The following is a 14,824-nucleotide window of genomic DNA, read 5'->3' as shown; positions in this document are numbered from 1 at the left end:
GCTTCGCCATGACACCCATCCGATCCCTCATCACCCTGGCCTGCCTTGCGACCCTGACCGCCACGGCCGGCGCCCAGGGCATCACCGACATCATGCGCGGCAACCAGCGGCTGGGGCCGGCCCCGCTGCCGTCCGAGCCGCGACCGGCCGCGGTACCGACCCGGCGATCGGCCGAGTACATCGTCGCCCTGGTCAACTCCGAGCCGGTGACCAATACCGAAGTGCAGTCCCGCATGCAGCGCCTGCTGCGCGAAAGCCCCGAAGCCCAGCGCATGCCCCGGCCCGAACTGGCCCGCATCGTGCTCGAGCGGCTCATCAACGAACGGGCCCAGCTCCAGCTCGGCAAGGAAAACGGCGTCAAGGTGGACGACCTGGCGGTCGACCAGGCCGAGCAGACCGTGGCGCGGCAGAACCAGATCAGCGTCACCGAGCTGCGCCGCCGGGTGGCGGCCGAAGGCATGTCGCAAGAGCAGTTCCGACGCGACCTGCGCGATCAGCTGACACTCACCCGCCTGCGCGACCGCGAGATCGAGGCCAAGGTCAAGATCACGGATGCCGACGTCGACCAGTTCATCAAGGAGCAGCGTGCCGGCGCCAATGCGGCGATCGCCGCCAACCTCAACATCGCCCAACTGGTCGTGCTGGTGCCCGAAGGCGCCAGCGACGACGAAGTCGCCAAGGCACTGCAGCGGGCCCAGGCGCTGGCCCAGCGCGCCCGCGCCGGCGAGGACTTCCCGACGCTGGTGCGCCAGAACTCCGACGCGCCGGACCGCTCCGGCGGCGGGCTCATGGGCATGCGCAGCGCCGACCGCTATCCGGGCATCTTCGTCGAGGCCACGCAGTCGACGCCGATCGGCGGCATTGCGGGCCCAGTCCGTTCCAGCGTCGGCTTCCACGTGCTCAAGCTGATGGCCAAGTCGCAGCCGGGCGCGAGCGACGCCGTCGTCACGCAGACCGAGGTGCGGCACATCCTGCTGCTCAACGACCCCAAGCGCAGCACCGCCGAAGCGGTGGCCCAGCTGGCCGAGTTCAAGCGCCGGATCCAGAACGGCACGGCCGATTTCGCCGGCCTGGCGCGCGACAACTCGCAGGATGGCAGCGCCAAGCAAGGCGGCGACCTGGGCTGGTCGCGGCCCGGACTCTTCGTGCCCGAGTTCGAGGAAGTCGTGAACCGGCTGGCCCCGGGCGAGATCAGCGATCCGGTCGTCACGCGATTCGGCGTCCACCTGATCCAGGTCCAGGGCCGGCGCGAAGCCAAGCTGAGCCAGGCCGAGCAGCGCGAAGCCGTGCGCGCCGTGCTGCGCGAGAAGAAGGTCGAGCAAGCCACCGAGACCTGGGCCCAGGAAGTGCGCGCCCGCGCCTACGTCGAATACCGCGAGCCGCCGCAGTCATGAAGCCGTTCCAAGGCGCCGGCTCGTGAAGCATGTCGCGCGCAAGCGCTTCGGCCAGCACTTCCTGACCGACGGCGGGATCATCGACGCCATCGTGCGCGAAATCGCGCCGAAGGCCGGCGATGCGATGATCGAGATCGGACCGGGCCTGGCGGCCCTGACGCAGCCACTGGTCGAACGACTGGGCCGGCTGACGGTGATCGAACTCGACCGCGACCTGGCCCAGCGGCTGCGCGGCCACGGCCAGCTCGACGTGATCGAGTCCGACGTCCTGAAGGTCGATTTCGCCGCCCTGGCCGCGAAGTTCTCGCCTGCGCCCCTGCGCGTCGTCGGCAACCTGCCCTACAACATCTCGACGCCGATCCTGTTCCACCTGCTCGGCTTCGCGCACCTCATCGCCGACCAGCACTTCATGCTGCAGAAAGAAGTCATCGACCGCATGGTGGCGCGGCCGGCGACTTCCGACTACAGCCGGCTCAGCGTCATGCTCCAGTGGCGCTACGAGATGGACAACGTGCTGTTCGTGCCGCCGGAAAGCTTCGACCCGCCGCCGCGGGTCGACAGCGCCGTGGTGCGCATGGTGCCGCTGGCGCAGCCGCCGGCGGTCGATGCCGCGCGCCTCGGCGAGATCGTCCAGGTCGCCTTCAGCCAACGGCGCAAGCTGCTGCGCCACACGCTGGGCCAATGGCTGGACCAGCACGGCTTCGCCGGCAGCTTCGACACCCAGCGCCGCGCGGAAGAAGTGCCGGTGGCCGAATACGTCGCGCTGGCGCAGGCGGCGCCCCAATGAAAAAAGCCCGTCGCTGACGGGCTTTCGTTCGAAGGGCGCTGGGTCAGGCCGCGGCCAGCCAGTAACCCGCGTTGAAGGGACTGCTCATGCGCAGCGCCAGGGGCGACACGTCGACCAGTTTGTCGGTCGGCATCTTTTCTGCGGCCGGGTCGGTGTTCTGAAGGTCGATGCCGGGCGCCGGAGCGGCCGCATTGTCCTGCGAAGCCTCGTTCGCCCGTTCTGCTTGGCTGGTGTGTGCAGAACGGGCTACAGAAAAGAATAGAAGCACCTGAACGGTATCTTCCGGTCTCCCCAGTAGTCCGAGGCGTCACGGAAGATGTCCAGCAGCTGCTCGCGCGCCTCCTTGTCGAACTTGGCGTTGGCCGGGATCTGCTCGAGCACGATGACGAAACCCGGTTGCGGGCCCGATTTGTGCAAGGGATCGGTCATGCAGTCGTACAACGCGTCGAAGTTCTTGCCGAAGTGCTGCGGGAAGGTGAATTGCTGGGCAATCAGGTCAAGCACATCCTGCTTGGTCTGGGCATTGCCCAGGTTCGCATACAGGAAATGCTGACCGGCCGCATGCGCCGCTTCCTGCAAGTCGTTCACGCGGAAGGCGCGAATCGACTGCACGATGTTGGGTCGCACTGCACGAAGGGATAAGGTCATCTCCGCTGGTCTTTCCGTGGTTGTCGTCGTCGTCATTTCTTCAGGACGCCTTGCAGCGCCGCTCCAATTCAGTTGCTCGCTCATGGCACGATCCGCCGAAAGCTCGCGTAATGGTCTGCCGTATACCAGCAGGCCGATGGCGCCGTGCGCTCGCCTCCACAGACGATGCGCTTGGCGCCACGATCACGCGAACCGGGCGTATCGACCGTGTATTCTCGGTAGTGGCCTCGCCGTTCCTGCGGCAAGAGGCGTTCGCGGTTGCCGAACACCGTGCCGTCTTTTTCGTGCCGGAAAGGACCACCGTTCAAAATGGCCCCGTAGGTACGCTGGCCTTGCACCGGCAGTTCGGCCAGCGCGACCGTTTCCTGTGCCGGCATGCCGGCACCGGTGCCGAACCATTCGCGAGCCTGGGCTCCCGCCGTCAGGGCCACCAGCAGGACGCTAGTGAGCGCAAACTTGGAAACCGGGGACGAGATCGAGGCGTAAGCCGCCATGGAGCACCAGAAGGAATAGAGCGAGAACCGAACCGGGGGTCGACCGACCAGGACACACTCCGCAGCGCATCTTGGGGTTAACCCGCAAATTCAAGCCCGCAAGTGTGCACCAGGGACGCGCAAATAGCAAGCGCCTGCTCAATCTTTGAGCAGGCGACAGGGGCAAGCGACCGTTTTGAAGTTAGCGATCGCTATCGACAAGCGGCTTAGCGGTCGGCGTTGGCATCCGCCACGGTCAGAGCTGTCATATTCACGATCCGGCGCACCGTGGCGCTGGGTGTCAGGATGTGCACGGGTTTGGCCGCACCCAGCAGAACCGGGCCGATCGCGATATTGCCGCCGGCCGCGGTCTTCAGCAGGTTGTAGGAGATGTTGGCGGCGTCGATGTTCGGGAACACCAGCAGGTTGGCGTTGCCGGCCAAGGCGCTGTGCGGCATGACCTGCGCGCGCTGCTTGCCGTCCAGCGCAACGTCGCCGTGCATTTCGCCGTCGACCTCCAGCCAGGGTGCCTGGACCCGCAGCAGGTCGAGCGTGCGCCGCATCTTGACCGCGCTGGGCTGGTTGCTGGTGCCGAAATTCGAATGCGACAGCAGCGCCGCCTTCGGTTTCAGGCCGAAGCGCATCATTTCCTCGGCCGCCATCGTGGTGATTTCGGTCAGTTCCTCGGGCGTCGGGTCGTAGTTGACGTGGGTGTCGACCAGGAACACCTGGCGGTCCGGCAACAGCAGGCCGTTCATGCAGGCGTAGATCGGCAGGTCCTGCGAGGTGCTGGCGCAGCCGCCGGGGCGCTTGCCGATCACCTGGTCGATGTGGTGCAGGTGGATCGCCGTCGTGCCCCAGGTGCCGCAGATGAGGCCATCGACCTCGCCCTTGTGCAGCAGCATCGAGCCGATCAGGGTCAGGCGGCGGCGCATCTCGATCTTGGCGGTCTGCACCGTCGTGCCCTTGCGCTCGGTCATCCGGTGGTAGGTCTGCCAGAAGTCGCGGTAGCGATGGTCCTGCTCGACGTTGACGATGTCGTAGTCGAGTTCTTCCTTGAGCCGCAACCCGAACTTCTCGATCCGCTGGGCGATGATCGCCGGCCGGCCGATCAAGGTCGGCCGGGCGATGCCTTCGTCGACCACGATCTGGGCCGCGCGCAGCACGCGCTCTTCCTCGCCTTCGCTGAAGGCGACGCGCTTCTTCGGCGCCCGCTTGGCGGCATCGAAGATCGGCTTCATCATGCTGCCGGAGGTGTAGACGAAGGTCTGCAGCTTGTCGCGGTAGGCGTCCAGGTCGGTGATCGGGCGCAGCGCCACGCCGCTGTCGGCCGCGGCCTTGGCGACCGCCGGCGCGATCTTCATCATGAGCCGCGGGTCGAAGGGCTTCGGGATCAGGTATTCGGGCCCGAAGCTGAGCTTTTCGCCCGCATACGCCGCGGCCACGCGCTCGCTCTGCTCGGCCTGCGCCAGCTCGGCGATCGCATGCACGGCCGCGACTTCCATCTCGTCGGTGATGGTGGTGGCACCGCAGTCCAGCGCGCCGCGGAAGATGTAGGGGAAGCACAGGACGTTGTTGACCTGGTTCGGGTAGTCGGTGCGCCCGGTGGCCATGACCACGTCGTCGCGCACCGCGTGCGCGTCTTCCGGCGCGATCTCGGGGCTCGGGTTGGCGAGCGCGAAGATCACGGGCTTGGCCGCCATCTTGGCGACCATGGCGGGCTTCAGCACGCCGCCGGCCGACAGGCCGAGGAAGACGTCGGCGCCTTCGATGATGTCGTTTAGGCTGCGGGCGTCGGTCTTCTGCATGTACTGGCGCTTGTCGTCGTCCATCAGCTCGGTACGGCCTTCGTAGACCACGCCGGCGAGGTCGGTCACGAAGACGTTCTCGCGCTTCAGCCCGACCTTCAGCAGCAGGTTGAGGCAGGCCAGCGCCGCGGCGCCCGCGCCCGAGGTGACCAGCTTGACCTGGCCGATGTCCTTGCCGACCACTTTCAGGCCGTTCAGCATCGCCGCCGCCACCGTGATCGCGGTGCCGTGCTGGTCGTCGTGGAAGACCGGGATCTTCATGCGCTTGCGCAGCTCGCGCTCGACGTAGAAACAGTCGGGGGCCTTGATGTCCTCGAGGTTGATGGCGCCGAAGGTCGGCTCCAGCGCGGCGATCACCTCGACCAGCTTGACCGGGTCCTTCTCGTCGATCTCGATGTCGAAGACGTCGACGCCGGCGAACTTCTTGAACAGTACGCCCTTGCCTTCCATCACCGGCTTGGAGGCCAGCGGCCCGATGTCGCCGAGGCCGAGCACGGCGGTGCCGTTGGTGATGACGCCGACCAGGTTGCCGCGCGCCGTGTACTTGAAGGCGTTGACCGGGTCCTTGACGATCTCTTCGCAGGGGGCCGCCACGCCAGGCGAGTAGGCCAGTGCGAGGTCGCGCTGGTTGACCATCTGCTTGGTGGCCGCGATCGAGATCTTGCCCGGGACCGGATGCTCGTGGTACTCGAGCGCGGCGCGGCGCAGTTCGGCGCGCTTGTCTTCTGGCGTGGGGATCTGCGAAGTCGAATCGGACATTGGGCCGTGCCTCCTAGGACGCTTCTTGTAAAGGGCGCCGATTGTAGACCTCGATGCCAACGCCCTGCGGCGCGCACGGCTCTGGATCGCCCAGCTCGGCCAAAGACGGAAAACGGCTGTTGCTATCTTTTCTTCTTATTCTTCTTATTTAAATTAGTAGTAGTAGTAAGGGCGCGCCTTCGCTGTGGACAGGCGCATTTTTTCCATGTGCGACAAGGACTTGCGGCAGCCCGCTGGCTGTGCGCAGGCGCGCTTCGCTGCTGTCGCGCCGAGGCGAACAACTTCGGGCCGGGCCGTCGGCCTGTGGACAAGTGCCTTGTTGTGCCGGAACTGTCCCCAGGGTTGTCCTTTGGGCGCTGTGGCAATATGCCGCCACAGAAACACCCTTCGACGAGGAGCCGGCATGGCGCTGATGGATTTCATCAAGAAGCAGTTCATCGACATCATTCAGTGGACCGAGTCCGGCGACGGCACGCTGGCCTGGCGCTTCCCGATGGCCGACATGGAGATCCAGAACGGTGCGTCGCTGACCGTGCGCGAGTCGCAGGTGGCGGTGTTCGTCAACGAGGGCCAGGTAGCCGACGTCTTCGGGCCCGGCCTCTACAAGCTGACGACGCAGACGCTGCCGGTGCTGACGTACCTCAAGAACTGGGACAAGCTCTTCGAGTCGCCCTTCAAGAGCGACGTCTATTTCTTCAGCACCCGCCAGCAGGTCGACCAGAAGTGGGGCACGCCGCAGCCGATCACGGTGCGCGACAAGGATTTCGGCGCCGTGCGGCTGCGCGCCTTCGGCAACTACAGCTTCCGTATCGGCGACGCCAGGCTGTTCCACACCGAGATCTCGGGCACGCGCGAGATCTACACCGTGGCCGACATCGACGGCCAGCTGCGCGGCCTGCTGCTGCAGAACATCAGCAACGCGATCGCCGGCAGCGGGGTGCCGTTCCTCGACCTGGCGGCCAACCAGGTCCAGTTCGCCGAGGCGCTCGCCAAGCAGCTGGTGCCGGAGTTCGCGAAGCTCGGGATCCAGCTCGAGACCCTCACGGTGCAGAACGTCTCGCTGCCCGAAGAACTGCAGAAGATCCTCGACCAGAAGATCGGCATGGGCATGGTCGGCAACGACATGGGCAAGTTCATGCAGTACCAGACCGCCCAGGCGATCCCGAAATTTGCCGAAGGCGCGGGCGGCGGCGGCGGCATCGCGGGCGACGCGATGGGTCTCGGCGCGGGTGTTGCGCTGGGCCAGGTGCTGGCGCAGAACTTGTCGCAGGGGCTGCAGGCGCAGCCGGCCGCGGTGCAGCAGCAGCCGGCGGTGGCCGTGGTGAATCCGGCCGACGTGATGACCACGCTCGAGAAGCTCGGTGAACTCAAGGCCAAGGGCATCCTCACGCAGGAAGAATTCGACGCCAAGAAGGCGGAGCTGCTGAAAAAGCTCGTGTGAGCGCGAGCGGCAGCCAGCGCTACTACCGCGCGCCCTGCCCCGGTTGCGGTGCGCCGGTCGAATTCCGATCGGCGCAGTCGACGCACGCCGTCTGTCCCTATTGCCAGAGCACCGTGGTGCGCGAGGGCGAGACCCTGGCGCGCACCGGCAAGATGGCGGAGCTGTTCGACGACTTCAGCCCACTGCAGCTGTTGGCGGCCGGCCGCATCGACAACCAGCCATTCACCCTGGTCGGCCGGCTGCAATACAGCTACGCCGGCGGCCGCTGGACCGAATGGATCGCCGCGCTCGACGGCGACCGCAGCGGCATCCTGAGCGAGGACAACGGCGCCTTCGTGTTCGCACTGCCGGTCGACCTGCAGCGCGCCGCGCCGCCGCCGGCCGAATTGCGCGTCGGCGCGACCACCGCCTTCAATGGCCAGGCCTACACCGTGGCTTCGAACGAGCAGGTGGCGCTGGTCTCGGCCCAGGGCGAACTGCCGCGCTTGCCGGAGCTCGGCCGACCGTTCGCGGTGGTGGAGCTTCGCAGCGACCAGGGGCAGGTACTCAGCCTCGACTACGACACCGATCCGCCGGGCGCCTGCCTCGGCCGCTCGGTGCGGCTCGAAGACCTGCAGCTCACCGGGCTGCGCAGCGAATCGGCCAAGGACGAGAAGGGCCGCAGCTTCAACTGCCCCAACTGCGGTTCGCCGGTGACGGTGAATTTGATCGACAGCAAGAGCGTCACCTGCCGTTCGTGCAACGAGATCATCGACCTCTCGCAGGGCATCGGCGGCGAGCTCCGGCATGCGGCCCAGCACGAGCCGGTGCAGCCGCTGATCGCGCTCGGCAGCATCGGCCAGCTGCAGGGCGCCGACTGGCAGGTGGTCGGCTTCCAGCACCGGATGGGCGTGGCGCCCGGCGATGACGAGCACTTCGGCTGGAGCGAGTACCTGCTCTACAACAAGAAGCGCGGCTTCAGCTTCCTGGTCGATGCCGAAGACGGCTGGAGCCTCGTGAAGCCGACCACCGGCGCGCCCACCATGGCCGAGAGCGGGGCCCGCGCGACCTACCTGGGCAAGGTCTATCAACAGCAGTACGCCTACAACGCCGAGACCGGCTACGTGGCGGGCGAGTTCTACTGGCGGGTCGAACGCGGCCAGAAGACTTTCAACCGCGACTTCGCCAACGGCAGCGCGCTGCTGTCGATGGAGCGTTCGGCCAACGAGCTGACCTGGTCGTCCGGCAACCGGATCGACAGCGCGGCCGTCGCGGCGGCGTTCAAGCTGGAACGCAAGAAGGACATGTTCAGGCGCAGCGACGTGCTGCCGGTGAGCGCGGCGTCGAGCCTGGGCTGCGGCACCATCGTGCTGATCGTGGTGGTGATCATCGTGCTGCTGATCATCCTGAGTACCTGCAGCGGTGGGGGCGGCTCCGGCGGCTCGCGCAGCGCGGGCGGCTCGTATGGCGGCTATTCGAGTGGCGGCGGCCACAAGTGAACGTTTTTTTCGGAGGTTCTCATCATGGGAATTGAATGGTTGAAGCCGGCCGTGATCTTCGGATCGCTGATCTATGCGGTGATCGGCCTGGCGGTCTTCTGGCTGGCCTTCCTGCTGATCGACAAGCTCACGCCCTATGACCTGTGGCAGGAGATCGTCGAGAAGCAGAACTTGGCGCTCGGGCTGGTGGTGGCGGCGATGAGCCTCGGCATCTGCATCATCGTCGCCGCGGCGATCCATTGAGGGAGGCGGCCTTGTCGGCGCTGCCCGTCGAGCGGGCAGGACCGCGGCCGGTCGAGATCGCGCTGCTCGCCAGCGTCTTCGTGGTCGCGGCCTGCGGGCTGGTGTACGAACTCAGTGCCGCGGCTTTGAGTTCATACCTGCTCGGCGATTCGGTGCTTCAGTTCAGCACCATCATCGGCACCTACCTGTTCGCGATGGGCGTCGGCTCCTGGCTGTCGCGCTACTTCGAGCGCCAGTTGCCGGCGCACTTTCTGCGCATCGAGCTCATGGTGGCCCTGGTCGGCGGTGCCCTGCCGGCGCTGCTGTTCATCGCCAACGCCTACGTGCCGGGCGCCTTCCGGCTGCTGCTCTACGGCTTGGTGCTGGTGGTCGGCACGCTGGTCGGGCTCGAGATCCCGCTGGTGATGCGGATCCTGCGGCGCAATGTGGCGCTCAAGGACCTGGTGTCGCAGGTCCTGACCTTCGACTACCTGGGCGCGCTGGCGGTGTCGATCGCCTTCCCGCTGCTGCTGGTGCCGCAACTCGGCATGATCCGCACCGGGCTGCTGTTCGGATTCATGAATGCGGCGGTGGCGGTCTGGGCGCTCTGGCTGTTCCGGCACGAGCTGCGCCGCGTCGGCGCCCATGCGCTGGCCTGCACGCTGGCGCTCTCAGCACTGGCGGTGGCATTCGCGTTGGCGGACCGCATCACGACGCTGGCGGAGGACAAGTTCTACCAGGACCGCATCGTCTTCAGCGAGAGTTCGCCCTACCAGCGCATCGTGGTCACCCGCGGGGCCGCCGGGCATCGGCTGTTCCTGAACGGCAACCTGCAGTTCGCCGAGCGCGACGAGTACCGCTATCACGAGGCGCTGGTGCATCCGGTGATGGCGGCGCACGGCGCGCCGCGCAAGGTGGCGGTGCTGGGCGGCGGCGACGGCATGGCGGTGCGCGAGATCCTCAAGTACCCCTCGGTCGAGAGCGTGACCTTGGTGGAACTCGATCCGAACATGACCCGGCTGTTTCGCGATCACGAGACGCTGGCGGCGCTCAACGGCCATTCGCTGGCGTCGCCGAAGCTGAAGATCGTCAACACCGATGCCTTCCAGTGGCTGCAGCAGGCCGGCGAGGTCTTCGATGTCATCGTGGTCGACTTTCCCGATCCGACCAACTTCGCGATCGGCAAGCTCTACACCAGCTCGTTCTATGCGCTGCTCGACCAGCGGCTGGCTGCGAGCGGCTATGCGGTCGTCCAGACCACCTCGCCGCTGGTGGCGCGCAAGAGCTTCTGGACCGTGGCGACCACCATCGAGTCGGTCGGCCTGACCGCGACGCCGTACCACGCGCACGTGCCGAGCTTCGGCGAATGGGGCTACATCGTCGCCAGCCGGCGGCCGTTCCGGATGCCCGACGCATTGCCCGAGGGCCTGCGCTTCCTGTCGGTGGCGACCCTGCCCCTGCTGTTCGACTTTCCGCGCGACATGGCGCGGGTCCCGACCGAGGTGAACCGGCTCTCCAACCAGATCCTCGTGACCACCTACGAGCACGAGTGGGGCACGCGATGAGGCGGCGCGCGTTCCTGGGCGCGGCTGCCGCGGCGGCGACACTTGCCGGCTGCGAGCGGGCGCCCGCCATCGAGGGCGGGTTCACGGGCATCGACGTCGGGCGCGGCCACGCCCTGCGCGACGGCGCGCTGGGTGCGAAGGCTGCACCCGATGTCACCCGGCGAACCCGGGTCGTGATCGCGGGCGGCGGCGTGGCGGGACTGGCGGCGGCGCGGGCGCTGCGCCTGGCCGGGATCGAGGAGTTCGCGCTGCTCGAACTCGAGGACACGGCCGGCGGCAACAGCCGCGCCGGCGAACTGCAGGGCATCGCCTGCCCGCTCGGTGCGCACTATCTGCCGTTGCCTGGCGACCAGGCCCCCGAAGTGCAGGACCTGCTCGAGGAGCTCGGCCTGCGCCGGCGCGTGGCCGGCCGCTGGACCTACGACGAGCGGCATCTCTGCCACAGCCCGCAGGAGCGCCTGTTCTTTCAAGGCAGCTGGCAGGACGGCTTGCTGCCGATGCAGGGCGTGGGCGCCGGCACGCTGGATGCCTACCGTCGCTTCTCGGCCCGCGTGGACGCGCTGCGGCGCGAGGCGCGGTTTTCGATCCCGACCTTGCGCGCCGAACTTGCGCCCGCGCTGCTGGCGCTGGACGCGCTGCCCTTCGAGACCTGGCTGGCGCGCGAAGGCTTCACCGACGCGCATCTGCGCTGGTACCTCGACTACTGCTGCCGCGACGACTATGGCGCCGGCCTGGCCCACGTATCGGCCTGGGCCGGCATCCACTATTTCGCCAGCCGGCACGGCTTCCATGCGCCCGGCGATGACGACGGCGAGCGCGAGGCGGTGCTGACCTGGCCCGAAGGCAACGCCTGGCTGGCCCGGCGGCTCGCGCAGCCGCTCGGCGACCGGCTGCGGACCGGCCAGGTCGTGACCCGCATCGCCGAGACGCGCCATGGGGTCGAAGTCGATGCGGTCGATGTCGCCAGCGGGTCGCGGGTGCGCTGGCAGGCCGAGCGCTGCATCGTGGCGCTGCCGGCGTTCATCGCCGCCCGGGTGGTGGAAGCCGCGCCCGAGCGCTTGCGGCAGGCGGCGGCCACCTTGCGCTACGCGCCCTGGCTGGTGGCCAACGTGCATTTGCGCGCAGCGCTCGCCGATCGGCCGGGCGCCGCGCCCTCGTGGGACAACGTGGTTCACGGCGGCGCAGGGCTCGGCTATGTCGATGCGCGGCACCAGGCGCTCGACCCGACGCCGCGGGCCACGGTGCTGACCTGGTACCGGCCGCTCGGCCCGAGCCGCTGGGATGGGCCCGACGCCCGGCGCCAGCTGCTGGAGCGACCCTGGAGCAACTGGCGCGACGCGCTGCTGGCCGAGCTGTCGCTGCCGCATCCGGACATCGCCGCACTGGCGACCCGGATCGACATCACGCGCCATGGCCACGCGATGGCGATCCCGGCGACCGGCTGGCTGGCGCGCATGGGCGCACCGGCGCGCGTGCAGGCCGGCCGGCTGGCCTTCGCCCACGCCGACTGGTCGGGCTACTCGATCTTCGAGGAGGCTTTCACGCGCGGCCACCTCGCGGCGGCTTGACGGGCCCCGGGGGCCCGCGCATCAGCCGCGCATCAGCCGCGCATCAGCGCCTCGATCTCGTCGGCCTTGACCGGCACGCCGCGCGAAATCAGTTCGCAGCCGGTCTCGGTGACGATGGCGTCGTCCTCGATGCGGATGCCGATGTTGTGGAACTGTTCCGGCACGCCCTCCGCCGCCCGCACGTAGATGCCGGGCTCGATGGTCAGCACCATGCCAGGATGCAGGATGCGGCTGGGCCGGTTCTGGATCAGTTCGTTGGACAGCGGGTCCCGGCGCTCGCTCACTTCGCCGACCTGGGTCGGCTCGATGTAGCTGCCGCAGTCGTGCACGTCCATGCCCAGCCAGTGGCCGGTGCGGTGCATGTAGTAGGCGAAGTAGGCCCGCTTCTCGATCACGTCGTCGACCCCGCCCACCTTGTCGGCGTCGAGCAGCCCGAGGTCCAGCATGCCCTGCGACAGCACCCGCACGGTGGCCTCGTGCGGGTCGGTGAAGCGCTGGCCGGCCCGGGTCGCCGCTACGGCGGCGTCCTGGCTGGCTAGCACCAGGTCGTACAGAGCGCGCTGCGGGCCGGTGAAGCGGCCGTTGGCCGGGAAGGTGCGGGTGATGTCGCTGGCGTAGCCGTCCAGTTCGCAGCCGGCGTCGATGAGCACCAGTTCGCCGTCGCGCACCGGCGCCGCATCGGCGCGGTAGTGCAGCACGCAGGCGTTGGCGCCGGCGGCGACGATCGAGCCGTAGGCTGGATACTGCGAGCCGCCGAGACGGAACTCGTGCAGCAACTCGGCGTCGAGGTGGTATTCGCGCACTTCCCGGCCCTCGCGCAGCATGCGCGCCGACAGCTGCATGGCGCGGACATGGGCCCGGGCGCTGATCTGGGCGGCACGGCGCATGGTCTCCTGCTCGGTCGCGTCCTTGACGAGCCGCATCTCGTCCAGCGGACCGCAGAGGTCTCGCTGCTCTTCGGGACAGAGCGCGCCGTAGCGTACCCGGGCTCGCACCGACGACAGCCACCCGTCGACCCGCGTTTCTAGGCCCTTGTGGGTCGCGAACGGATACCAGACGACGCTCTTGTTCTCGAGCAGGCGCGGCAGCCGGGCGTCGAGCTCCTCGATCGAATAGGCCTCGTCCACCCCCAGCGCCGCCGGTGCCGCTTCCGGGCCGAGCCGGTATCCGTCCCAGATTTCGCGCTCCAGGTCCTTCGGGGCGCAGAACAGGGTCGAGCGCCCGTCGCCTGCGATCACCAGCCAGGCATTGGGCTCGGTGAAGCCGGTCAGGTAATAGAAGTAGCTGTCGTGCCGGTACAGGAAGTCGCTGTCCCGGTTGCGCTGCCGTTCGGGCGCCGTCGGGATGATGGCGATCCCGTCCTTTCCTATATTAGAAGAAAGTAGTAATCGACGCTGGACTTGATAATTCGCGGTCATAAGGTCACCATGCGCTACTGATGTAACGGCTGTAGGAAGAGGCTGAAAAACATCAAGAAAAGAAATGCAAGAAGGGTTGCCCTGTAGGACCACTCCCACGTACAAACCACCAACTTGTCATTTTGGAGGTGTTTTTCTTGAAAGTTCTACACAACAGCGCGATTTTGCTCGCAGTAGCTGCAACCGCGCTTGTGGGGTGTGGCGGAGGCGGTGGCGGCGGTGGGGGCGGGAGCATCGCCGCATTGGGCGCTGCCAGCGCTGGCAGCGCTGGCACAACGACGCCGGCCACGGCAGCGGCGGCCACCACGACCACCGGCCAACCTCACCTATGTCGCCGACGATCCGTCGCAGCGCATGGGCGTCACCGATCTGCAGATAACCGGCTACCAGTACAACACCTTCGCCCAGACGCCCCAGCTCAGCTGGACCGTGGGCGGGACGGCCGCCGGCCTCATGGACAGCTTCACTGCCGCGAGCTACAAGARGGCCGGCGTCGTCACCGGCGATCCCGTGGCGATGGGCCGCTGCAGCGGCCAGACCGGCTTCTGCAACCAGAGCCTGGTGGCTTACCAGAACGGCGTGATCGGCACCGCCGGCTCGAACACCGCGAGCACCCCGACGACCGTCAAACTGCCTGCGAACAAGGTGCCKACCGGCATCGCCATGACCAACGACAGCGAATTCGCGCTGGTGACGGTGTGGGACACGACCGCCCTCAAGGGCCAGGTCGCGGTGGTCGCGCTGGCCGGCCTGTGCCCTGGCTGYGATCCGTACTCGCCCTCGASCACCGTCAACTACTGGTACGAGTGGGGCGCCGCCTACCCGGGCCTGTTCAACGTGGGCAACATCGCCTTCATGAAGATCCTGGGCTACGTCGACCTGCCGGGGATGACGGCGCCGACCGAGATCGCGGTCACGACCGGSCTGRACCAATGGCTCACGCTGGACATCAACGGCCGCGGGATCGCCTGGCAGACGCCGCTGACCAGTCAGACCAACCGCCAGAGCTTCCTGCCCGGCGGTGCCAACTACGGCCGCTATGCCAAGGGCGGGGTGGCGGTGGTGATCTCCAAGTCGGAGCAGAAGGTGGCTTTCATCGACCTGAAACCGCTGTTCACCTACGTCAACAGCGTCTATTTCGGCGGCGACCAGGCGACCTTCAAYKCACGSATGGCGAGCCTGGGGCAGGCCGACAACCAGTGGCCCTACACCTTCACGCAGCAGCCTTCGCAGGTGCCGACGGTGGTGAAGACGGTGTCGCTG

The 14,824-nt window shown here is 67.4% G+C and carries 11 protein-coding genes and 1 pseudogene; 8 read left to right on the top strand and 4 right to left on the bottom strand.

What is annotated here, in order from left to right; all coding sequences use genetic code 11:
* Positions 1-8 precede the first annotated feature (8 nt).
* Positions 9-1,394, top strand: coding sequence for a peptidylprolyl isomerase (locus tag AC1DF3_RS02270; RefSeq protein ID WP_478138722.1), 1,386 nt, complete (start codon positions 9-11; stop codon positions 1,392-1,394).
* Positions 1,395-1,416: 22 nt separating this feature from the next.
* A complete protein-coding gene (rsmA, locus tag AC1DF3_RS02265; protein ID WP_478138721.1) occupies positions 1,417-2,181 on the top strand; it encodes a 16S rRNA (adenine(1518)-N(6)/adenine(1519)-N(6))-dimethyltransferase RsmA in 765 nt (254 codons plus the stop codon).
* Between the two features lie 246 nt (positions 2,182-2,427).
* Here the strand turns inward: rsmA and AC1DF3_RS02260 are convergent, their stop codons facing one another.
* The 3 genes from AC1DF3_RS02260 to AC1DF3_RS02250 form a co-directional block, all read right to left on the bottom strand.
* Complete coding sequence (locus tag AC1DF3_RS02260) at positions 2,428-2,865, bottom strand: barstar family protein (RefSeq protein ID WP_286520210.1); 438 nt, start codon at positions 2,863-2,865, stop codon at positions 2,428-2,430.
* 44 nt (positions 2,866-2,909) lie between these two features.
* Positions 2,910-3,323 (bottom strand): guanyl-specific ribonuclease, encoded by a 414-nt coding sequence (locus AC1DF3_RS02255; RefSeq protein WP_286519657.1) that lies wholly within the window; start codon positions 3,321-3,323, stop codon positions 2,910-2,912.
* A 206-nt stretch (positions 3,324-3,529) separates the two neighbouring features.
* Positions 3,530-5,869 (bottom strand): NADP-dependent malic enzyme, encoded by a 2,340-nt coding sequence (locus tag AC1DF3_RS02250; protein WP_478138720.1) that lies wholly within the window; start codon positions 5,867-5,869, stop codon positions 3,530-3,532.
* Positions 5,870-6,272: 403 nt separating this feature from the next.
* Between AC1DF3_RS02250 and AC1DF3_RS02245 the strand changes: the two genes are divergently transcribed.
* From AC1DF3_RS02245 to AC1DF3_RS02225, 5 genes are read left to right on the top strand one after another with little or no spacing between them, the layout of a single operon-like run.
* Positions 6,273-7,310: an SPFH domain-containing protein gene (locus tag AC1DF3_RS02245; protein ID WP_478138719.1), complete on the top strand. Its 1,038-nt coding sequence runs from the start codon at positions 6,273-6,275 to the stop codon at positions 7,308-7,310.
* Complete coding sequence (locus AC1DF3_RS02240) at positions 7,307-8,788, top strand: DUF4178 domain-containing protein (protein ID WP_478138718.1); 1,482 nt, start codon at positions 7,307-7,309, stop codon at positions 8,786-8,788. Before AC1DF3_RS02245 ends, AC1DF3_RS02240 begins: the two co-directional genes overlap by 4 nt.
* Before the next feature lie 24 nt (positions 8,789-8,812).
* The gene (locus AC1DF3_RS02235; RefSeq protein WP_286533261.1) at positions 8,813-9,031 is read left to right on the top strand and encodes a DUF350 domain-containing protein; all 219 of its coding nucleotides are present in this window, start codon (positions 8,813-8,815) and stop codon (positions 9,029-9,031) included.
* Between the two features lie 11 nt (positions 9,032-9,042).
* Positions 9,043-10,575, top strand: coding sequence for a polyamine aminopropyltransferase (locus AC1DF3_RS02230; RefSeq protein ID WP_478138717.1), 1,533 nt, complete (start codon positions 9,043-9,045; stop codon positions 10,573-10,575).
* Positions 10,572-12,143 carry an FAD-dependent oxidoreductase gene (locus AC1DF3_RS02225; protein ID WP_478138716.1) on the top strand — a complete coding sequence of 524 codons (1,572 nt, stop codon included), beginning with the start codon at positions 10,572-10,574 and terminating at the stop codon, positions 12,141-12,143. Before AC1DF3_RS02230 ends, AC1DF3_RS02225 begins: the two co-directional genes overlap by 4 nt.
* A gap of 32 nt (positions 12,144-12,175) precedes the next feature.
* Here AC1DF3_RS02225 and AC1DF3_RS02220 read toward each other — a convergent pair whose 3' ends face one another.
* Positions 12,176-13,561, bottom strand: a complete 1,386-nt coding sequence (locus tag AC1DF3_RS02220) for an aminopeptidase P N-terminal domain-containing protein (protein ID WP_478138715.1) — start codon at positions 13,559-13,561, stop codon at positions 12,176-12,178.
* A 189-nt stretch (positions 13,562-13,750) separates the two neighbouring features.
* Between AC1DF3_RS02220 and AC1DF3_RS02215 the strand changes: the two are divergent.
* Positions 13,751-14,824: pseudogene (locus tag AC1DF3_RS02215) on the top strand (hypothetical protein); the annotation flags it as partial.

This window comes from Variovorax sp. 10N432 (assembly GCF_056394465.1).
This window is presented reverse-complemented; position numbering and strand designations above follow the sequence as displayed.